The sequence below is a fragment of the Flavobacterium faecale genome, assembly GCF_003076455.1.
GTDB lineage: Bacteria > Bacteroidota > Bacteroidia > Flavobacteriales > Flavobacteriaceae > Flavobacterium > Flavobacterium faecale.
On sequence record NZ_CP020918.1, the window covers coordinates 1 to 21807 of the forward strand.

Annotated in this window: 19 protein-coding genes; 12 read left to right on the plus strand and 7 right to left on the minus strand. The window is 35.4% G+C overall.

From position 1 onward, the window contains the following. From dnaA to FFWV33_RS00030, 6 genes are all read left to right on the plus strand, one after another. A complete protein-coding gene (dnaA, locus tag FFWV33_RS00005; protein WP_108738987.1) occupies positions 1-1428 on the plus strand; it encodes a chromosomal replication initiator protein DnaA in 1428 nt (475 codons plus the stop codon). A gap of 8 nt (positions 1429-1436) precedes the next feature. Then, the gene (locus FFWV33_RS00010; RefSeq protein ID WP_108738988.1) at positions 1437-1904 is read left to right on the plus strand and encodes a low molecular weight protein-tyrosine-phosphatase; all 468 of its coding nucleotides are present in this window, start codon (positions 1437-1439) and stop codon (positions 1902-1904) included. A gap of 330 nt (positions 1905-2234) precedes the next feature. After that, the gene (locus tag FFWV33_RS00015) at positions 2235-3305 is read left to right on the plus strand and encodes a family 16 glycosylhydrolase (RefSeq protein WP_159085943.1); all 1071 of its coding nucleotides are present in this window, start codon (positions 2235-2237) and stop codon (positions 3303-3305) included. 132 nt (positions 3306-3437) lie between these two features. Beyond that, positions 3438-4160, plus strand: coding sequence for an SAM-dependent methyltransferase (locus FFWV33_RS00020; RefSeq protein ID WP_108738990.1), 723 nt, complete (start codon positions 3438-3440; stop codon positions 4158-4160). 53 nt (positions 4161-4213) lie between these two features. Further along, positions 4214-5299, plus strand: a complete 1086-nt coding sequence (locus FFWV33_RS00025; RefSeq protein ID WP_245891741.1) for a methionine aminotransferase — start codon at positions 4214-4216, stop codon at positions 5297-5299. A gap of 94 nt (positions 5300-5393) precedes the next feature. Beyond that, entirely contained in the window at positions 5394-6275 is an 882-nt protein-coding gene (locus tag FFWV33_RS00030) for an SDR family oxidoreductase (RefSeq protein WP_170111529.1), read from the plus strand. 303 nt (positions 6276-6578) lie between these two features. On the opposite strand, the gene FFWV33_RS00035 is transcribed toward FFWV33_RS00030, so the two are convergent. Both FFWV33_RS00035 and FFWV33_RS00040 read right to left on the minus strand, forming a co-directional pair. Then, positions 6579-7790, minus strand: coding sequence for an OmpA family protein (locus FFWV33_RS00035; RefSeq protein ID WP_108738991.1), 1212 nt, complete (start codon positions 7788-7790; stop codon positions 6579-6581). A gap of 548 nt (positions 7791-8338) precedes the next feature. Next, positions 8339-9739: a Do family serine endopeptidase gene (locus tag FFWV33_RS00040; RefSeq protein WP_108738992.1), complete on the minus strand. Its 1401-nt coding sequence runs from the start codon at positions 9737-9739 to the stop codon at positions 8339-8341. A 241-nt stretch (positions 9740-9980) separates the two neighbouring features. Here FFWV33_RS00040 and dapF point away from each other — a divergent pair, with 241 nt between their 5' ends. The 5 genes from dapF (at position 9981) to FFWV33_RS00065 (ending at position 14043) form a co-directional block, all read left to right on the plus strand. After that, positions 9981-10763, plus strand: a complete 783-nt coding sequence (dapF, locus tag FFWV33_RS00045) for a diaminopimelate epimerase (RefSeq protein WP_108738993.1) — start codon at positions 9981-9983, stop codon at positions 10761-10763. 9 nt (positions 10764-10772) lie between these two features. Beyond that, positions 10773-11318, plus strand: coding sequence for a GNAT family N-acetyltransferase (locus FFWV33_RS00050; protein WP_108738994.1), 546 nt, complete (start codon positions 10773-10775; stop codon positions 11316-11318). A 22-nt stretch (positions 11319-11340) separates the two neighbouring features. Then, positions 11341-12381, plus strand: a complete 1041-nt coding sequence (gene mltG / locus FFWV33_RS00055) for an endolytic transglycosylase MltG (RefSeq protein ID WP_108738995.1) — start codon at positions 11341-11343, stop codon at positions 12379-12381. 2 nt (positions 12382-12383) lie between these two features. After that, positions 12384-13304: a DUF2279 domain-containing protein gene (locus FFWV33_RS00060; protein WP_425433141.1), complete on the plus strand. Its 921-nt coding sequence runs from the start codon at positions 12384-12386 to the stop codon at positions 13302-13304. A gap of 97 nt (positions 13305-13401) precedes the next feature. Further along, the gene (locus FFWV33_RS00065; RefSeq protein WP_108738996.1) at positions 13402-14043 is read left to right on the plus strand and encodes a peptidoglycan-binding protein LysM; all 642 of its coding nucleotides are present in this window, start codon (positions 13402-13404) and stop codon (positions 14041-14043) included. Between the two features lie 76 nt (positions 14044-14119). Here the strand turns inward: FFWV33_RS00065 and scpA are convergent, their stop codons facing one another. Continuing rightward, positions 14120-16249, minus strand: a complete 2130-nt coding sequence (scpA, locus tag FFWV33_RS00070) for a methylmalonyl-CoA mutase (protein WP_108738997.1) — start codon at positions 16247-16249, stop codon at positions 14120-14122. Positions 16250-16952: 703 nt separating this feature from the next. Between scpA and FFWV33_RS00075 the strand changes: the two genes are divergently transcribed. Next, the gene (locus FFWV33_RS00075; protein WP_108738998.1) at positions 16953-17135 is read left to right on the plus strand and encodes a hypothetical protein; all 183 of its coding nucleotides are present in this window, start codon (positions 16953-16955) and stop codon (positions 17133-17135) included. Between the two features lie 161 nt (positions 17136-17296). On the opposite strand, the gene FFWV33_RS00080 is transcribed toward FFWV33_RS00075, so the two are convergent. From FFWV33_RS00080 to FFWV33_RS00095, 4 genes are all read right to left on the minus strand, one after another. Beyond that, positions 17297-18661, minus strand: a complete 1365-nt coding sequence (locus FFWV33_RS00080) for a methylmalonyl-CoA mutase subunit beta (RefSeq protein WP_108738999.1) — start codon at positions 18659-18661, stop codon at positions 17297-17299. A gap of 56 nt (positions 18662-18717) precedes the next feature. Further along, the gene (locus tag FFWV33_RS00085; RefSeq protein ID WP_108739000.1) at positions 18718-19041 is read right to left on the minus strand and encodes an FtsB family cell division protein; all 324 of its coding nucleotides are present in this window, start codon (positions 19039-19041) and stop codon (positions 18718-18720) included. 81 nt (positions 19042-19122) lie between these two features. Further along, positions 19123-19731, minus strand: coding sequence for a uridine kinase (gene udk, locus FFWV33_RS00090; protein WP_108739001.1), 609 nt, complete (start codon positions 19729-19731; stop codon positions 19123-19125). Positions 19732-19871: 140 nt separating this feature from the next. After that, on the minus strand, positions 19872-21710 hold the full coding sequence (locus tag FFWV33_RS00095; RefSeq protein WP_108739002.1) for a peptidoglycan endopeptidase: 1839 nt from the start codon (positions 21708-21710) through the stop codon (positions 19872-19874). Between the last annotated feature and the right edge of the window lie 97 nt (positions 21711-21807).

Genomic DNA, 21807 nt, shown 5'->3' on the forward strand with positions numbered 1-21807 from the left:
ATGACTAAAACTGCTCAATCAGTATGGGAAAATTGTTTGTCCTTTATAAAAGACAACATTCAAGACCAAGCCTATAAAACTTGGTTTGAACCAATCAAGTCCGTTGAGCTAACCGATAATGCGCTTTATATTCAAGTGCCTAGTAAATTCTTTTACGAATGGCTTGAAGAACACTATGTGAAATTATTGAAAGTTGCGTTAACAAAAGAACTTGGGAAAAACGCAAAGTTACTCTATAAAATTAAAATGGAGAACACTTATGGTAACAAACAACCGTTTACTGAACAGTTGCCTAGTGCCAATAGAGTTCAAATGAAACCGCAAGAAGTAGATGCACCTTTAAAAAACCTTAACCCAGAATTAAAAAATCCTTTTGTAATTCCAGGTATTCGTAATTTAAAGATCGAGTCGCAATTAAATGCCAATTATAGTTTTGATAATTTCCTTGAAGGTGATTCAAATAGATTAGCGCGCTCTGCAGGTATGGCTGTTGCAAACAAACCAGGTGGAACTTCCTTTAATCCTTTGTTGATTTTTGGTGGAGTTGGTTTGGGAAAAACACATTTAGCGCACGCTATTGGAGTTGAAATTAAAGACAAATACCCTGAAAAAACAGTTTTGTATATCTCAGCTGAAATTTTCACACAACAATATATAGATTCTGTTAAGAAAAACAACCGTAATGATTTTATCCATTTTTATCAACTGATAGATGTATTGATCATTGATGACGTACAATTCTTAACCGGAAAAACAGGAACTCAGGATGTGTTTTTCCACATCTTCAACTACTTGCACCAAAATGGAAAACAAGTGATCTTGACTTCTGACAAGGCACCTGTAGACATGCAAGATATTGAGCAACGTTTGCTTTCAAGATTCAAATGGGGATTATCTGCAGAGATACACCAACCGGATTACGAAACGAGAATTGCCATCTTAAAAAACATTTTGTACCGTGATGGTGTCGAAATGCCCGATGATATTATCGAATATGTTGCCCGTAACATCAAATCAAATGTTAGAGAGCTTGAAGGAGCAATAATCTCTTTGATCGCTCAATCTTCTTTCAACAAAAAAGAGGTTACTATTGATTTGGCCAAAAGCGTGGTAGAAAAGTTCGTGAAAAATGTAAAACGCGAAATCTCAATCGACTACATTCAGAAAACAGTTTCAGAATATTTTCAATTGGATTTAGAAACTTTGCAATCAAAAACTAGAAAAAGACATGTGGTACAAGCACGTCAATTGGCTATGTTTTTTGCTAAGAAATTCACCAAAGCGTCATTGGCAAATATTGGTTCTCAAATTGGAGATCGTGATCACGCAACCGTATTACACGCATGCAAAACCGTTGACAACTTAGTCTCTACAGACAAACAGTTCAAAAAGTACGTTGACGACATTCATAAAAAATTAACGCTATAAAAAGCAATATGCCGGTTTCAATTTTAATGGTTTGTTTAGGGAACATTTGTCGTTCCCCACTGGCTGAAGGTATTTTGGCCTCCAAACTTCCAGCTTCTGATTTTATTGTAGATTCTGCCGGAACAGGTTCATGGCATGTGGGTCACGCACCCGACAAGCGATCTATAGGCGTAGCCAAAAAGAACAAACTGGATATTTCGAAACAAAAAGGAAGACAGTTTTCTAGTCGTGATTTTGATTCATTCGATTATATCTACGTGATGGACCATTCCAATTACAAAGATGTACTTGCTATGGCAAAAACACCAGAACAAGAATCGAAAGTAAAAATGATCCTGAACGAACTTTTTCCAGATGAAAATGTAGATGTCCCAGATCCTTACTACGGGACCGACAATGGTTTTGATATGGTATACAATATGCTTGATGAAGCTTGTGATATTATAAGCAAAAATTTACTCAAAAAGCATACATAAATTTCAAAAAACAAACAGTTGCTGTTGCAAAATAAATCAAAAATCAAGTTCTAACGGCTTGATTTTTTTTTATGCCAATACTTTTTTCGATAATCAACATAAACCATCCTTGCCGATGTAAAAACTTTCAAATTCAGCCAATTCCATCACTTGTCTAGTTTATATCTATTTTTATAGCCCCTCAAACAAGTTTTTTAAACTGAATTGTGACAGACTAATTTACTTTATAAATCTAAATTTGCTTCAACCAATTCGCATTCACAAGCGAACATATAGCGCTGCCTTTTGCTTCACTATAATAACCAAAAAATGATTTATAAATTTACTATCATGAAAAACAAAACTTTTCTAGTAGCATTATTAGCAACATCATTTCAGTTGCTGTCGTGTTCAAAAGATTCTCCAGAGCAACCTCCTGCAGTAGTTGCACCAAGTCCGACACCCACCCCAACACCTACACCTACACCAGAAGTAACAGATTACAAACTAATCGCTGTACCTGCTGATGCTGGAACAGGAAAAAAATGGGAATTTCAAACTGACTTTTCAGATGATTTTGACTACACCTATACGCCATCTACAACCAAAACAACTTTTGGTAACGGAAAATGGACCAACTGGTATCATAATGCATGGAACGGACCAGGATTAACCAAATGGACATATGAAAATGTTACTATTGAGAATGGTATCCTAAAACTAATCACTACGCGTGTAAGCGGTGAAACAAAAAATTATGATTACAGCGGTAACACCATCACAGGCAAAGCAACACGCCTAGGTGCTGTTGTCTCCAACAAGCAAGTTGTCTATCCAGTATATATAGAGAGTAGAATTAAAATTGCAAACAGTGTCAATACCTCTGGAGCATGGATGTTGAGTCCAGATGACACACAAGAAATCGATTTCATGGAAGCTTGGGGTGGTAAACAAGCTAGAAATAACGTAAGTGGCGGAAGGCAATTTTCGAAAACAATTCACTTAAGCCACCACGTATTTATTCGTACTCCTTTTCAAGATTACCAACCTGGCGATGTGTCTACTTGGTTTACAGATAGCAAAGTAGGTGATTGGTCAGACGCCTACCATCGTTATGGAGTATTCTGGAAGAGCCCTACCGAACTAGAATACTATATCGATGGCGTTTTGGTTCGTTCTACAAATAGCTTGGACAATGTAGGAACCAAAGATGGAATGGACCCAAAAAACTTCACTTCGCCTACAAAAGAAGCAGCAACTAGAACAGGCTTAAGCAAACCAATGGACATTTTGTTCACCATGGAAGATCAAAACTGGAGAGCCGGAATTGGTTGCACACCTACTGATGAAGAAATTAAAGATACCGACGGCCATACAATGAAAATTGACTGGATTCGAATATTCAAACCGGTTACCAAATAATATTTAGGCTACAACTTAAGAAATCCTATTTGAGAACGATCTCAAATAGGATTTTTTTTTGATAAAGAGTTGGGGACACTACTAATTAAATTCCGTTCTTTGTAGTTCATATCGAAATAAAAAAGAAGTACAATGAATACCAACAATACACTAGGAAAACTATATTTAATTCCCACCACTATGGGAGATTGCGACCCAATGGATGTTTTACCACAAACCATTAAAAGAGCGATCGACCTACTAGATTATTATATTGTTGAAAACGAAAAAACAGCTAGAAAATCTATAAAACAGGTATCTGCTGATAAAAAACAATCCGATTTAGTCCTTTTTGCGTTGAACAAACACACTGAAACCAAAGAGCATATGGATTTTATCAAACCATTGTTAGAAGGGAAAAGCATGGGACTAATGAGCGAAGCAGGCTGCCCTGGTGTTGCAGATCCTGGCGCAGTGATTGTAAAAATTGCACATGAAAAAGGTATTCAAGTAATTCCGTTAGTAGGACCTTCCTCGATTTTACTGGCGATGATGGCTTCTGGAATGAACGGACAAAGCTTCACCTTTCACGGGTACTTACCCATCGAAAAAGACGAAAAGAAAGCTAGCTTTAAATTATTAGAGCGTATCTCTTTCGAAAAAAATCAATCTCAAATTTTTATCGAAACACCTTACCGTAACAATAAATTACTTGAAGATTTGATCCAAACGTTGCATCCAGAAACTCATTTATGCATTGCTACAGACATAACTTTACCAACCGAATATATTAAAACAAAGAAAATTGCTTCTTGGAAAAAAGAAACAATTGATTTGCACAAACGACCAACCATTTTCATCATTCATAAAATGTAATTTTGGATATCAAGAGCAAACTTCCCAATAGCGGAACGAGTATTTTCTCGGTAATGTCACAATTGGCAGTCAAACATCAAGCTATAAATTTATCTCAAGGCTTCCCAAACTTCCCAGTTGACGAGCGCCTGACAGCTATTACAGCAGCACTTTGTAAAGACAATGTACATCAATACATGCCTATGGCGGGCTATTTGCCTTTGTTGCAAAATATTGCCTCAGTAACGCAAAAGCAATACGATCGCCTAGTAGATCCTACCACCATTATACTTGTCACAGCTGGAGCAACCCAAGGTATTTTTGCTACAATACAGGCCTTGGTCCATTTTGATGACGAAGTGATTGTAATCGATCCGAGTTACGATTGTTATGAACCTGCCATTTTACTCAGCGGAGGACGCCCTATCCGTATCGCTTTGCAAGACGACTATACTGTAAATTGGAAAACGGTTGAACAAGCTTGTTCCCCAAAAACCAAGATGTTACTAATTAATAACCCTCATAATCCTTCTGGTAAAATTTTCACTACTCATGATTTAGAACAATTAGAATTGATTATGGAGCACTATCCAAATATCATACTATTATCTGACGAAGTGTATGAGTACATTACTTTCGAACAAAAACACCTTTCGATTCATAGCCGCCCAAAATTACTTGAACGATCTGTGATTGCCTCTTCATTTGGTAAAACCTTTCATATCACAGGATGGAAAGTAGGCTACCTAATCGCCGCCGAAAAATTAATAAACGAAATTAAAAAAGTACATCAATTCACGGTCTTTAGCGTAAATAGCCTAGCACAAGTAGCCATAAGCAATTATCTTGAACTAGTGGATCTGAATGAAATAGCATCATTTTATCAAAAAAAACGTGATTTTTTTCGAAAATTAATCAGCAAAAGCCGATTTGAACTATTGCCTTGTGAAGGAACGTATTTTCAAGTGGTTTCGTACGCAAATATTTCAAATGAAAATGATGTTGCCTTTTGCAAACGTTTGGTTGAAGAACATGGCGTAGCTGCAATCCCAAACTCAGTCTTTTATGCCGATGGAAAAGATTTAAAACACATTCGATTCTGCTTTGCCAAAACAGATGCTACTCTCGAAGCAGCAGCAGTAAAGCTCAATTTAGTATAGAAAGAATTACATTCACAAATTCTTTTCTTATTTTTAACTTACTATGCATGCATAGTAATTTAAAAATAACTATATTTACTAAAAAGCTAACCATATGAATTTCAAAAATAAAATGTTGCGTGATAACGCACTAGAAGGAAAAGTAATTGTAGTAACTGGAGGAGGAAGCGGATTGGGTAAAGCCATGACGCAATATTTCTTAGAATTGGGTGCTAAAGTTGCCATAACTTCTCGCGATATAGATAAATTAAAAAATACAGCTTCTGAGCTGGAATCAGCAACCGGAGGAACATGTTTACCTGTACAATGTGATGTACGTCACTATGATCAAGTCGAAGCGATGCTTCAAGCTGTACTATCCTCTTTTGGCAAAGTAGATGTATTACTAAACAATGCCGCTGGAAACTTTATCTCTCCAACTGAGCGTTTATCTGCAAATGCTTTTGATACAGTGATTGACATTGTATTAAAAGGAACCAAAAACTGTACACTTGCCTTTGGAAAACATTGGATAGAAAGCAAACAAGAGCATTCGTCTGTTTTGAATATTGTTACTACCTACGCATGGACAGGATCTGCGTACGTTGTACCTAGTGCAACAGCCAAAGCAGGTGTACTTGCAATGACTCGCAGTCTAGCGGTAGAGTGGGCAAAATACGGTATACGTACCAATGCGATCGCTCCAGGACCATTCCCTACAAAAGGTGCATGGGACCGTTTACTACCAGGAGATTTAGCTGAAAAATTTGATATGGCCAAAAAAGTGCCGTTGCAAAGAGTAGGTGATCACCAAGAGTTAGCCAACTTAGCAGCATATCTTGTATCTGACTTCTCAGCCTATATCAATGGTGAAGTAGTCGTAATTGATGGTGGTGAATGGCTAAAAGGAGCAGGACAATTCAATCTTCTTGAAGCTATTCCTGAGGAACTATGGGACCAACTTGAAGCCATGATTAAAGCCAAAAAATCAAAATAGCATTCAATTATTAATCGAATTGCTTTTGAACAATATATTTTAAAAACACAAAACAGCTGCAAAAGAACTTCTTTTGCAGCTGTTTTTTTATGCCCACTTACTACTTACGTAGCATCAATATTTCTGACTTCCCTATCGAAAATAAATTTATATTAAGATCAGATTGTAAGTTGATTTTGATTTGAAATCAAAAACCAAATACTTATAAGTTCAACCTCATCATTATTTTCGAAAAATAAAAAAGCCACCAAACGATTCCATATCGTTGGTGGCTTTAGCATTTTGTTCTATAAGGAAATAAAACTATTTCACTTTGAATGATACCTTACGTGCCAATTGATGAGCACCTTCATTGAATGAATTGTCTTCACCTTCACTGATAACATTTAATCTTGATGCAGCTATATTTGCTTTGATCAAAGTTTCTTTTACTGCATTTGCTCTAGCCGTAGCCAAATTATTGTTTGAAGATGTGCTTCCAACTTCATCAGCATGACCAATAATATCGATAGTAGCAGTTGGATTATTTCTCAAATAAGTCAAAATAAACGATGTAGCATCAGATGATTCAATGTTTGAAGTTGATTTGTTTGTGTCAAAAAACACAGCTACATAACCACCATTAATTAAACTTTTTACAGTATCATCAATAGATCCCGTTCCGCTTCCTGATTTATATTTAGCATCTAGGTACTTTTCAACCTCATCAGCAACGCCATTTTTATTTTTATCAATGTTACGACCTTGAGCATCAACCATAGCTCCGGCAACTGAATTTGGTTCTAGATCTAAATAATCTACAACACCATCTTTGTCCGTGTCTACATTCATCGCTTCAAGTTCTGAAACTCTATTTTCCAATTTAACAACTGGATTACTTATGTACCAATCTGCATGTTTTGTGTTTTTACCAACATAATAGGTAAGTCCCACAGTTCCGTTTAGCATAACACCGTATCCATTATCGGTAATTGCACCATCAAAAGTACGCAACTGTTTAGTGTTTACCATTCCGCTTGCATCTCCTGTTAAAACAAAATGATTAGAAAGTTTTACCTGAGCTGTAAGACCTAAAATTCCAATACCTACATTATCGATTCCGTTTTCAACAATACCAAGACCAATACCAGCATGTCCCAATAAACCAATACTGTTGGTCCAAGTTTCAAAATTCATTATTCGACCTAAGTTGGCTACACCTTGTATATTAAATCTATAGAATTGAGAACTAAAATCTGCAGTTCCTTTTTTCTCTTGGAGATGATTAAATCCTAAGTCGGCTTTAAGACCAAACTTACTATTGAACATATACCTAATACCAAAATCAACAGTATACGGCGTAATAAATCCAAATGTACCTGATCCAAAGCGGTTTAACGGTTTATTAAATCCACCTGCTACCTCAATAGACCATTTATTAAATTGGTCGCTATCATTTTCTTTTGGAGCAATGTTTTGAGCAGTTACCGCGGTACATCCCGAAGCAAAAAGCAAAGTAATCATCAATTTTTTCATTAGTACAATTCTTTAGAGTGTGTCTTTTTTTTTGCCATAAAAATATATCTTTTTTCTGAGTTTTAATGCTTTCTTAGTTGAAATACATTCTTGTCCGACCAACAACATCTTAGCATTAACTTATAATTAAAAAACCACAGTCTAAAACTCGAAAATAACGTCAAAATCACCCTTTAGAGTCGCTACCCTATCATCAAATACTACATAAATTGTTTACTGTTTTCTTTAAAAATAGGAACAAAAAAAATCCACCTCAAAGAGATGGATTTCTATAATCAGGAAGAATCGCCGTAAATCTTAATCTGAAACTTGAACTAAAAACTAAAAACTAAAAATTTAACCGCGGCGATTCTGGCCTGTGACCTAATAATCAATCCTTACAATTGAGAATCATGATTAACTTTTTTTCCCATTAACAAAGCCTTATTCATTAATTAGTCTGCAAAAGTAATTTATTCAAACGATTTCGTAAAATATATTGACACTTTTTTTCATAAAAAAACCAACTTCGATTTTGAAGTTGGTTTGTATTGATTTTAAGTGGCTTACTAAATTATTATTCGAATAACTTCGCCATTTTTATTAACCATCTCTATTCGGATGCTTTGGCTTTCATCTTTTTTACTTAACATTTTTGAAACCGTCTCTACATTGGTTGCTTTGACGTTATCGATGCTCAAAATAATATTTCCTTGCAATTCAGAACTGTATTGAGCCAAATTTTCATTATTGATGGCTCTAATCTTTACACCGTAATCCAATTTGAATTTCTTTTTATCTGCTGCATCAATATTTTCGAGCTCAATACCTTTGAATTCGGTTGAGAAAAACTCGTTTTTACTCAAAGTAACAGCGGCTGTTTTTGATTTTCCTTCTCTCAGGTATGTTACCACCACTTTGTCATTAGGACGTTTGGTATTGATAAAACCGGACAAATCGGCAAAAGTAGCAATGTTTTGATTATCAAGTTTTACTATAATATCCCCTTTTTGCAAACCAGATTTTTCAGCTCCAGAATTTTTAGATACTTTATTGATATAAAAACCTTCTGTTTGTGACACACCTAATTCTTTGGATGCCATTGCGTTTAACTCACCACCTTCAACACCTAGAATTCCACGTTGTACATTACCATATTCCATGATATCCTCAACAATTTTTCGTGTTACATTAGACGGTACCGCAAACGAATAACCAACATACGAACCCGTCATAGACGAAATCATGGTGTTGATTCCTACTAAGTTTCCTTGCGTATCTACTAGAGCTCCACCACTATTTCCTGGATTTACCGCAGCATCTGTTTGAATGAAAGATTGAATACCGTTATCTCCCAAATTTCTAGCTTTGGCTGAAACGATACCTGCCGTTACAGTTGAAGTCAAATTATAAGGATTACCTACTGCCAAAACCCACTCCCCTACTTTTACATTATCTGAATCACCGAAGGCAGTGTAGGGTAATTTTTCTTTAGCATCAATTTTAAGCAACGCGATATCCATTTTTGAATCGGTTCCTATTAATTTAGCTTTGTATGATTTTTTGTTATTTAGTGTGATCTCAATTTCTGAAGCATCTTTAATCACGTGATTATTGGTCACGATATAACCATCCTCAGAGATAATCACACCCGAACCAGTCCCTACTTGCTCCTGTGATTGACCGCCTTGGTACCCATAAAAATACTCCAACATCGGGTTGGAAACCGTTCTTCGAGAAACATTCTTAACGTGCACCACTGAATGCACTGTTTTCTCTGCCGCTTCAGTAAAATCCAAAACATTAGATGACAAACCTACATTTCGATTATAAGAAGTAGATGCCAAAGTTGTAACTGGTTTTTTATCTAAAGAAAAAGGAGCGTCGCTATCAAAAAATAATTTGTAAGCTCCCAATGTAGTAGCTCCACTCATCAGTGAAACTATAAAAAGCTGTGAAATTTTGTTCATATCTGTTATTATTACATTAATTGTACTGTAAATTTAACACCTTTATCTAATATTAAAAAATACTTTAACGCTCTTTAACTCCCGTTAACTTTTCATTAATAACAGAATTTTTATCAAAATCGCCCCTTATTCATTTCCTTTTTTTTCACAAATCGTGCGTAAAAAAGCAGAACTCTTTGGTTCAAATTAATGTTTACAGATACATAATGTGTATTTTTGTATTTGTAAAAAGAAATTAAAAATGCAAGTAGAATTTTATAAATACCAAGGAACAGGAAATGATTTTGTGATGATTGATAATCGCAATGAAACTTTTCCGAAGAATGACATTAAAACCATAGCACATTTGTGCGACAGACGCTTCGGAATTGGAGGTGACGGATTAATCTTGCTCGAAAATGATCCTGAAGCTAATTTCAAAATGGTGTACTACAACTCAGACGGAAATCAAAGCACTATGTGCGGGAATGGTGGTCGTTGCTTGGTTGCCTTCGCTAAAAAAATGAATGTTATAGACAATACGGCAACCTTTAACGCTATTGATGGTTTGCATCATGCGAGCATAAGCCCAGAAGGAATTGTATCGTTACAAATGATTGATGTTGACCAAATAAACAGTACAGCTGACTACTCCTTCCTGAATACGGGATCACCGCATCATGTACAATTGGTAAATGATTTGAAAAATTATAATGTAAAAGATAATGGTGCTGCTTTGCGCTACGGTACATTATATGGTCAAGAAGGTAGTAATATTAACTTTGTTTCAAAAATAGACAACACTACTTTCTCTTTACGAACATACGAAAGAGGTGTTGAAGATGAAACGTTGGCTTGTGGAACTGGCGCCACAGCGGTTGCAATCGCTATGAACGCTACAGGTCAAACTACTGCTACAGCAATGACGATTAATGTCGAAGGCGGAAAACTAGCTGTTTCTTTTGACAAACAAGGCAACAACTACACAAATGTATTTTTAATTGGCCCAGCTGAATTTGTATTTGGCGGTACTGTGACCATTTAATTTTCGGAAATGATCACTCTAAAAGGAAAAAATATCTACCTACGCGCACTTGAGCCCAATGATTTGGAATTCATCTATGCCATGGAAAATGATGAAACAATCTGGGAAGTAAGCAATACACAAACGCCCTATAGCAGATTTTTGATACGTCAATATCTAGAGAACGCGCAACAAGACATCTATGAAGCCAAACAATTGCGAATGGCTATTTGTAAGGACGAAGACTTTCCTGCTGTTGGTTTAATAGACTTATTTGATTTTGATCCAAAAAACAATAAAGCAGGCATTGGAATTGTAATTCAAGGACTTAGCAATCGCAATAAAAACATAGGATCTGAAGCTTTAACACTTTTAATCAACTATTCCTTTCAACACCTCAACTTGCACCAATTGTATGCAAATATTAGTGAAGAAAACGAAGCTAGTAAAGGTCTTTTTACTAAATTTGGCTTTGAATGTATTGGAGTAAAAAAAGACTGGATCCTTATAAATGGTGTTTATAAAGACGAAGGGATTTACCAATTACTAAATAAAAACGTCAACGAACTGACGTAAGTTCATTTAAAAAAATTAGACTTTGAATTTAAAGAAAATTATTTCGATCGCAGCCATAGTGGTGATCTCAGCACTACTTATATATGGTTTTGTAATAGTACAGCAAGTTTTTGCAAAAAACACTAAGTTCTCAGAAAAAGAAGTATACGTACACATTCCTACCGATGCAAATTATGAAACGGCAAAAGCCATTATAGCTCCTTATGTAGAAGATATGGACCGTTTTGAAATGGTGGCAAGTAAACGTAATTATCCGCAAAATGTTAAATCAGGTCGCTTTTTATTCACAAACGGAATGAATAGTTATGAATTGGTAAAAACATTGCGCAGTAACGTTCCAGTAAAATTGGCGTTCAACAATCAAGAGCGTTTAGAAAATTTTGCAGGAAGAATTAGTTCTCAAATTGAAGCAGATAGTATTTCATTATTAAAAGTCATCAAGGATTCTGTATTCATGAAAGAAAATGGCTTTAATGAAGAAACAGTTTTTGCTATGTTTATTCCAAATACTTATGAAATTTATTGGGACACATCTGCTCTAAAATTTAGAGACAAGATGATCAAAGAATACCGAAAGTTTTGGACAGATGAACGCATTGCAAAAGCGAAAGAACAAGGATTAACTCCAGTTGAAGCAACAATTTTAGCATCAATTGTTCACAAAGAATCGGTAAAGAAAGATGAAAGACCTCGTATTGCAGGTGTATACCTCAACCGATTGCGCATTGGAATGCCACTACAAGCAGATCCAACTGTAATTTATGCGGTAAAAAAGAAGGACAATGATTTTGACCAAGTGATCAAAAGAGTACTTTACAAAGATTTGACCATGAGTTCTCCTTATAACACCTATATCAATATTGGATTGCCTCCTGGACCCATCGCAATGCCAGACATTACTGCAATGGATGCCGTTTTGAGTCCAGAAAAAAATGACTTCATCTATTTCTGTGCTAGTACAGAACGATTTGGTTACCATGAATTTGCTGCCACTTATGAAGAACACACCAAAAACGCCAAAAAATATGCAGATTGGATCAATAAGCAAGGTGTAAAAAGATAATTTTGAATAGCATAAAAATATATTTCTGTTTTGTTTGTATGGGATTAGCAATGGCTTCTTCCTACTCACAAAACAGAATTTCTAGTTTTCTAACACCAGCAGACACACTTAACAGCAAAAGAAAGAACACTGTAATACTAACAGAAGCCATCGTTATGTCCACTGCTTTGGTCGGTTTAAACCAATTGTGGTATGCCGACTATCCTCGATCTAAGTTTCATTTTATAAATGACAATCAAGAATGGTTGCAAATGGACAAATTAGGTCACAGCTTTACATCGTATCAAATGGGTCGCCTAGGAGCCGAATTATTACACTGGAGTGGCGCAAGTAAAAAACAACAACTACTATACGGTTCTGGATTAGGATTTACTTTTTTGACCGCTGTAGAGGTACTTGACGGTTTCTCTAGCGAATGGGGTGCCTCGATGGGTGATGTAATTGCAAATGCTTCAGGAACGGCATTATACGTTTCCCAAGAGTTATTATGGAACGAACAACGTATTATTCCGAAATTTTCTTTTCAAAAATCACCTTATGCAGCCCAACGACCAACTATTTTAGGAAGTACTTTTAGTGAGCAATTATTGAAAGATTATAACGGACAAACCTATTGGCTTTCGGTTAATATCCATTCGTTTGCAAAAACTACCAAAATACCCAAATGGATTAATCTCGCTTTTGGACTTGGGGCCGATGGAATGATTAGTGGAAAAACAGAAATTCCCTACGGTTATCAAGGCGAAATTTATGATCGAAAAAGACAATTTTATCTCAGTCTTGACGTTGACCTAACGAAAATCGAGACAAAATCCCACTTTTTAAAAACTTTTTTCTCCGTTTTTAATTCGATAAAAATCCCCGCACCTACTGTAGAATTAACAGCTAACGAGTCAGTTAGGTTCCATCTAATCCACTTTTAACTAAGTTTAACAACCTGATTTACAGTTTTATAAAAATTGTTGTATATTTGCATGCAGAAATTTCAGATGGTGACAGTCTTCTGAAGAAAAACAATTTATGATAAAGAAATGGTATTTTTATACGACATTGGCGATTATAATTGCCTTTTTGAGCTCAGGTTTTAAACCTCTTAAAATGGACTCTAATCATTGGTTTTTAATAAAAAACCCAGATGGATCTCAGTACTTATATCCATCACAACAACAAGAAGATTACACCAATTTAAATATCCCTTTTACCGGAAATTTATTTATTGGTTTCAAAGAAGCAATCGGCTTCAAAGAATCGCAAGGAAAATACAAAAAAATTAATTCCTTGGGTTATTTAGGTAAATACCAATTTGGTGTTGAAACCTTAAAAACAATCGGAATCAAAAACAGCCCTAAATTTTTAAGCAGTCCAAAAATGCAAGAAAAAGCATTTATTGCTCTATTGGCAAAAAACAAATGGATATTGCGTGATGTAATTGAAAAATACGAAGGCAAAGTCGTTGGTGGTATTCAAGTTACAGAATCTGGAATTCTTGCAGCAGCTCACCTTGGTGGTGCTGGATCTGTAAAAAAGTTTTTTAGGTATAAAGGGTCTCGTTACTTGAAAGATGCTTACGGTACTTCGATAAGAAGCTACATGAAAGCTTTTGGAGGGTATGACACTTCTTTTATCATCCCGGACAATAATGCAGTAGTTAGTGCAAATTAACTAACACAAATTTCAAAATCAAAAAATCCGATGCAATTCAATTGCATCGGATTTTTTGATTTATAGCCTATATTCTTTATTTCGATAATAATGATTCGATAATCTTTATTGCAGTTTCACCAATTGGAGTACCCGGTCCAAAAATGGCAAAAACACCTTTATCAATCAAGAAATCATAATCTTGTGCCGGTATTACTCCTCCAACTACAATTTGTATGCTTGTGCAGTTTCTACCTTTTAATTCCTTAATTACTTGTGGTACTAATGTTTTATGTCCAGCAGTCATTGAAGACATCCCTAAAACATGTACATCATGTGCTATTGCTTGCTCTGCTACCTCAACAGGAGTTTGAAAAAGTGGACTAATATACACCTCAAATCCCAAATCGGCATAAGCTGTAGCCACGACCTTTGCACCTCTATCGTGACCGTCTTGACCCATTTTTGCAATCATGATTCTTGGAGACACGCCTTTGACCGCTATAAATTTTTCGACCAAAGCCTTTGCTTGATCAAAAACAGGGTTTGCTTCTATGTGTGCGGCATACACACCCGTAATCGATTTGACTTTGGCAACATAACGGCCAAATACTTTTTCGAGAGCCATGCTTATTTCGCCCAAAGTAGCTCTGTTTCTTGCCGCTTCAACACTTAATGCTAATAAATTTCCTGCTTCACCTTGCGCGCAAGACGTCAGTTTTGACAATGCTTCTTGTACCAAGTCTTCGTTTCGAACTGCTTTTAAATCTGCTAAGCGATCCACTTGCTGACGCAGTACTTCTTTGTTATCGATATCTCGAATTTGAAGTTTATCTTCTTGTTCCAAACGGAATTTATTAACTCCTATAATGGTTTCCTTCTTGTCATCTATTCGTGCTTGTTTTTTTGCTGATGCTTCTTCAATACGCAATTTAGGAATTCCTTGCTCGATGGCTTTGGTCATTCCGCCTAAGGCTTCCACCTCTTCAATTAATTTCCATGCCTTTTGAACAAGCTCATCTGTCAAACTTTCTACATAATAACTTCCACCCCAAGGATCAACCGATTTGGTTACTTTGGTTTCTTCCCTCAAAAACAATTGTGTATTACGAGCTATTCGAGCAGAAAAATTGGTCGGTAGCGCAATTGCTTCATCAAGAGCATTGGTGTGCAACGATTGTGTCCCACCAAATACTGCTGCAGCTGCCTCAACACAAGTTCGAGTAACATTGTTAAAAGGATCTTGTTCCGTTAAACTCCAACCACTCGTTTGGCAATGCGTGCGCAAGACCATCGACTTCGGATTTTTTGGGTCAAATTGTTTCACCAGTTTTGCCCACAATAAACGCGCAGCTCGCAATTTGGCCACCTCCATAAAATGATTCATTCCAATTGCCCAAAAGAAAGACAGATTGGGTGCAAAATCGTCAATTTTCATTCCCGTTGCTAATCCTGTTCGAATATATTCCAAACCATCAGCCAAGGTATATGCTAGCTCAATATCTGCAGTTGCTCCCGCCTCTTGCATATGATAACCTGAAATTGAAATAGAATGGAATTTCGGCATCTTATCGTTTGTATATTCAAAAATATCCGACACTATTCTCATAGAAGCTTCTGGTGGATATATATAGGTATTGCGCACCATAAACTCCTTCAAAATATCATTTTGAATGGTACCCAAGAGTTTTTCAGGAGATACACCTTGCTCTTCTGCCGCTACAATGTAAAAAGCCATGATAGGCAAAACAGCGCCATTCATGGTCATGGATACCGAAATTTGATCTAACGGAATTCCGTCAAACAATCGTTTCATGTCCTCAACAGAATCAATCGCGACACCTGCTTTACCCACGTCACCTGTTACACGCTCATGATCTGAATCATAACCTCTGTGCGTAGGCAAGTCAAACGCTATGGAAAGACCTTTTTGTCCAGCTGCTAGATTTTTTTTATAGAAGTCATTACTTTCTTCTGCAGTAGAAAATCCTGCGTATTGCCGAATAGTCCACGGCTTAGAAACATACATGGTTGCATAAGGACCGCGCAAATAAGGTGGAAACCCTGCCGCAAAATCCAAATGTTCCAATGCAAGAACATCGTCTTTTGTATACTTTGATTGTAAAGAAATTCCTTCCGAAGTTACAAAAGTATCTTCGGCGGAATTTGATACTAAATTAGAATTTGAAGTATCTAGGACTATATGTTGAATGTCTTTTCTTTTCATAATAGGTACAAGCTAACACTGCTATATCCAAAGGTATTCCTTTTAAAGTGGAAATCAAATTATGATATTCAAAATTCAAACTTCAATTGTATGATATTTCAATTGGTACATTTATTATTTCAACACATTCCATAGAACCTGAGAATATTTTCAGAAATAGAAAAAATACACCTTTTTCTGAAATAAAAATATAACTTTGTACTTTCAATAATAAATTAAAAAGGACTGTAGATAACCTATCAACCTCAAAAAAGTAAATTGCAGAGAATATTTAAATATCTTTTACCACTCCTTCTAACTTTTAGTTTGATAGTGGTCGACTATGCTGAAAATTCTAGGGCAAATACAACAGCATATTGTCAGGTTTACAAGATTAATTCTAGGCTTACAACTAAAGACCGCGGTGAAGAATACTACTATCAGCTGCATTCGACTACTTACAATGACTATTCAACCATTGTCAACCAGCCTTTCTATAATGATAGGTATTGCCAACAGTCGGCCTTTATTGTTCGAAAAAGAACTTTGCTTTTTCAAACCTTCAGCGCGTTTTTGGCTGAACATACTTTTTTAAATACTTTTCATTCTTCAGGCATCATCAGGTCAATAGTGTACATAGCTTAATATCTCTTAAAAATTTAGAAAACTATGCTCTTAGACATAGTAACTAAACTAATTACGTACACTAATTTTACACCTGCGCATGCGTACAACTGAAAAAAAACAACCTTTGGAGCAATCCAAACAACCCTTTCATTGGCTAAAAAGAAAAGCAATGATCATGATAACTGCACTAATGATTGGAATGGCAAACGGTATGAATATGGGAGAAGATATCACTCTTAAAAAACAAAACCAAACAGAATTGCAAGATAAAAAAGACTAGTACTATCTAATAAAAAACATCCTATTTTATCATTTTTAAGCACAGCGAAAGTTGTGCTTTTCTATTTAATGCTACTATTACTCACAGAGGAAAAATCGCAAAGAAACAGTAAACAATCTAGCGATAAGAAAAAAATAACACTAACTATATTTGAAAATTAATTATTCCGTAGCCAAACGATCTTGATCAAGTTGATCAGACAAACGCTTTTCAATTAAGGGCGTTATCAACGTTTTGCGCGGATTTATTTTTACAAAGGGGAACAATTCAAGTTCGTTTTTCATAAGATCTTCACGACTGGCATGTTTGGTAGTTCCAATCAATGGTTCCACTTTGGTATCAAACAACTGCTGTTCTTTGTCAGCACTAATTTGGATTTTATTCTTAATTACACCTTCATTTAATAATTTCAGAAAGCCACCTTTGGTTTCCATTTCCTTAAAAAGTACGAGCGCTTTATCTGCCAATTGTTGGGTCAAACTTTCAATATAATAACTGCCATCAGCAGGATTATTTACTTTATCTAAGAAACTTTCTTCTTTTAAAATCAATAACTGATTGCGAGCAATTCGATCACCAAATTCATTGTCCTTATGGTAAACCGAATCATATGAAAGATTTGCGATACTATCTGCTCCGCCCAAAATTGCCGACATACACTCTATCGTTGTACGCAACATATTTACATTGTAACCGTAAATAGTTTTATTTCGTTTGGATGGCGTAACAACTAAGTGACAATCCTGCTTATGGTCATATTCCTTAGCAAGAGTTTGGAATAAAATTCGAAAGGCACGTAATTTTGCAATCTCAAAAAAGTAATTGGAACCAACTGCAATTTCGAAAACAATCTTCGACTCGATTACAGGAAATCTATTAAAATATTCATTAACATGACCAAGTCCGTATGCTAATTGTTGCACCATATTGGCACCTGCATTCTGGTACAAACTCATGTTTACACTCAAAAAAGAACTATTAGTCAAAAGACCAGAAAGTTTTTCTAAACTATCAAAATTAGTTTTATCGGGAGTTGAAAACCAATTACCCTCTTTTGCCAAATGCCCTATTGGATCAATACAATAATATAATGATGCATTTTTATTTCGAACACAATCTTCAATATTTCTAATAATTTCGATAGAAAAAAAACTAAAATTAAAGTAAATCGTTAATCCATCTAGCGGCAAACTTTGTAGCAATTGAGCAAGATTCAATGCCTCATTTTGAACTGTAAAACGTAAACTTTCGGCACCACGCGCTAAAGAATCTAAGGCACGCTCTATAGATTTATCAATGTCAAAAACAAAAATATTTTGACAGATCAAGAAACCATTACTCTGGCGGTTACAACTGTATTTTTTAACTTGATCGTCACTGTGATAAAAAGGTTTTACCTTAATATCCTCCGGTGAGTTCCAAATCATGCTATCATTATAACTAGCTCCATCAAGTTCAAACTGAATTTGTTGCTTCCAAAGTTTGGAAGAAACAGCATCAAATTGGTCAAATAAAGGAGTCGCCATGGTATTTTAATTTTTTAGTAAAAAACTAATTTAAAAATATAGAAAGCATTGATTTGTTAATTTTCAGGAATTGTATCTCCTTCAAATTCGATGATGTAGATGTCTTCACTATCTTTTTTCATGAAGTACTTTTCGCGTGCATATTTTTCAATTTGCTCGGGATTTTTCAATTGCTTAATTTGATTTTCATCCTTTTCAATCTCCTCTTGGTAATAAGCTTTATTCTCTTCTAATTCGCTAATTTGGTTATCGAGAATACGATGATCAAAATAAGAGTAATTGTCTAGAAAAATCATCCACGCCCCAAAGAATAACAAAACCCACATGTATTTGTTACTGATAAACTTAAACCAAGATTTGTCTTTATAGGGATTGGCCATTGTAGGGATTTTAAAATCAAGAATAAAGTAAGAGGCATTAGCTTCTTACTTTATTTGAATTGGATATAAAATTACAATAAATTATAGTAATTTTTGATTTATAAGTGCGCGAACTACATCAATTGCTACACGATTGTGTCTATCATTCGGGATAATGATATCTGCAAATGCTTTTGTAGGCTCGATAAACTGCTGGTGCATAGGCTTTAAAGTTGTTTGGTAACGGCTCAAAACTTCATCCATATCTCTACCTCTTTCAGAAATATCACGTTTTAGTCGACGAATAAGGCGCTCATCAGAATCGGCATGCACAAAGATTTTTACATCAAACAAGTCACGTAATTCAGGACTGGTAAAAATTAAAATTCCTTCTACAATTAAAACTTTTCGAGGGTGTGTACTAATAAAATCTTCTGTTCTATTGTGTGTTACAAAAGAATAAATAGGCTGATTGATGGTTTCACCGGCTTTCAATGCTTTTAAATGACTAACCAAAAGCTCGAAATCAATAGCACGAGGATGATCAAAATTGATAGAAGCACGCTCCTCAAAACTAAGATGGTGCGTTTCATTGTAATAATGGTCTTGAGAAAGAATCCCAACCTCTTTTTCTGGAAATTGATTTAAAATCTGATTTACAACCGTAGTTTTTCCACTTCCTGTTCCACCTGCAATACCTATAATTAGCATATTTATTTTTTTTTCTGGTAATAATAAAGTGCAAAAATAGGAATTTAAACTAATGGGATTTTAGTTTTATGGCAAACATTTGAACTTATTTTTTTATAACTTTTAATATAAAGCAAAAAACAGCAAACTAATTGCTAATCCTACAATACTCGGTTGCACTGTACAACACGTTTAGCATAATAGCTTTCTTTGATTGATGAGATAATTACCCCCGAATTTGACGCATGTATAAACTTCACATCGCCATCAATAGATTCCACTACCATTCCTACGTGGTTAATTCTACTACCACCTCTAGTTTTAAAGAAAATAAGATCTCCTTTTCTAGCTTGATCAACATCAACTACCGTTCCATATCGTGATTGTTCCAAGGATGTACGTGGTAACTGAATATCGTGCGCTCCATAGGTAACACACATTAAACCCGAACAGTCAAATCCAGATTTTGTAGTTCCTCCCATTTGGTATCGGATACCGATGTTATCAGAAGCCGTTTCTACCAATTGATCTGCAAATTCTACACTATATTTAAAACTATCTTTCTTTTCATCTGCCAAAGCATCATCAGCGCTTTTTTGTTTTTCTTCGAATGGAATATTGACCTTCACAGCATTTTGAATGGTCAAAACAGAACCTACAACAAGCTTTTTACGCATCTTCGGATTCATTTTTTCCAATTCTTTCACTGTAATTCCGTAATCGCTAGCAATACCGTATTTGGTTTCTTTAGGCAAGACAACGTGTGTAATAACTGCTTCTGATTTTGCGGCAACTGGAGTTTCCACCATCTTTTCAGGAGTTGTACTAGTTTGCGTTACAACTGCATTGGTTGTGCCATTTTTCGCAGGAATAATTATTTTTTGACCAATTCTCAAGCCTTGTTCATCAAAAAACGAATTCGCTTTGTCCAACTCAGCAACCGTAATTCCGTATTCTCTGGCAATTCCGTATTTTGTTTGTTTGGCCAATACCTCGTGCTCCACACTTTTATCTTCATTAACCGCAGGAGTCACTACTTTGTCTGTAACCGTTTTTACATTTTGTAATTCTGGTACGACTTGTTTTGTTTCAACAATTTCTGCTGTTTTTTGAGTTACAGCAACTGGTAATGCGTTTGTAGGAAGAAAAATCTTCTGCCCTATTTTCAATTCTTCCGTTTGCAAAATCGGATTAACAGCTTCGAGCAACGCTACCGTAACACCGTGCTCTTTAGCAATACTATATTTTGTTTGTTTAGCGGCTACTTCATACTCTTGTCCTTTTTGAATATCTTGACCCTTATCTGCCAATTTAGGTTCTGTTTTTTTAATTGGAGTGATTTCTTCTTTAATAGATGAAACCTCCTTTTTATCTACTGCTGTAGTAGGAACATATTTTTTTACAGGAATAAGTAGTTTTTGCCCGACTTTAAGTTCTTCCGTCTGCAAAATTGGATTTGCTTTTTCAAGATACGCTACAGTAATACCGTAATCTTTTGCAATACTGTATTTTGTTTGTTTTGGTAACACCTCGTAATCAATTCCTTCAAAAGTACTTACAACTACCTCCGTATTAATTGGTTTTAGTGCAGGAACTTCAGTTTTAACTTCCTTACCACCTGAAATGATTATTTTCTGTCCAATTTGTAGGCCTGTATCTTTGATTGAAGGATTTGATTTGTATAAATCATCAACCGTCAAACCATATTTTCGAGAAATACTATATGGAGATTCTTTCGCCTCCACTTCATGAATGATTTCTTTCGAAACGACTTCTTTCGAACCACCTAAAACAGGAATAAGTAAGGATGATTTATATTTTATACCACTCTTTGCTGTTGGATTAAGTTCGTAAATCTCTTTTATTGATACATTATACTGTTGCGCAATTTTTGAAATTGTTTCGCCCTTGGCAACAACATGTTCTGTCGTTTTTTGTTGCGAAAAACCAGAAAAACCTACTAACGATACTGATACTAAAATCCAATTGAAACACTTCATACAATCTAAACCTAATTTTTACAAAAGAAAGAGCTAAAACTTACCATTTGTGTCATAATATTAACTAAATGTTTGAAGTTACTTCAAAAAGATACTA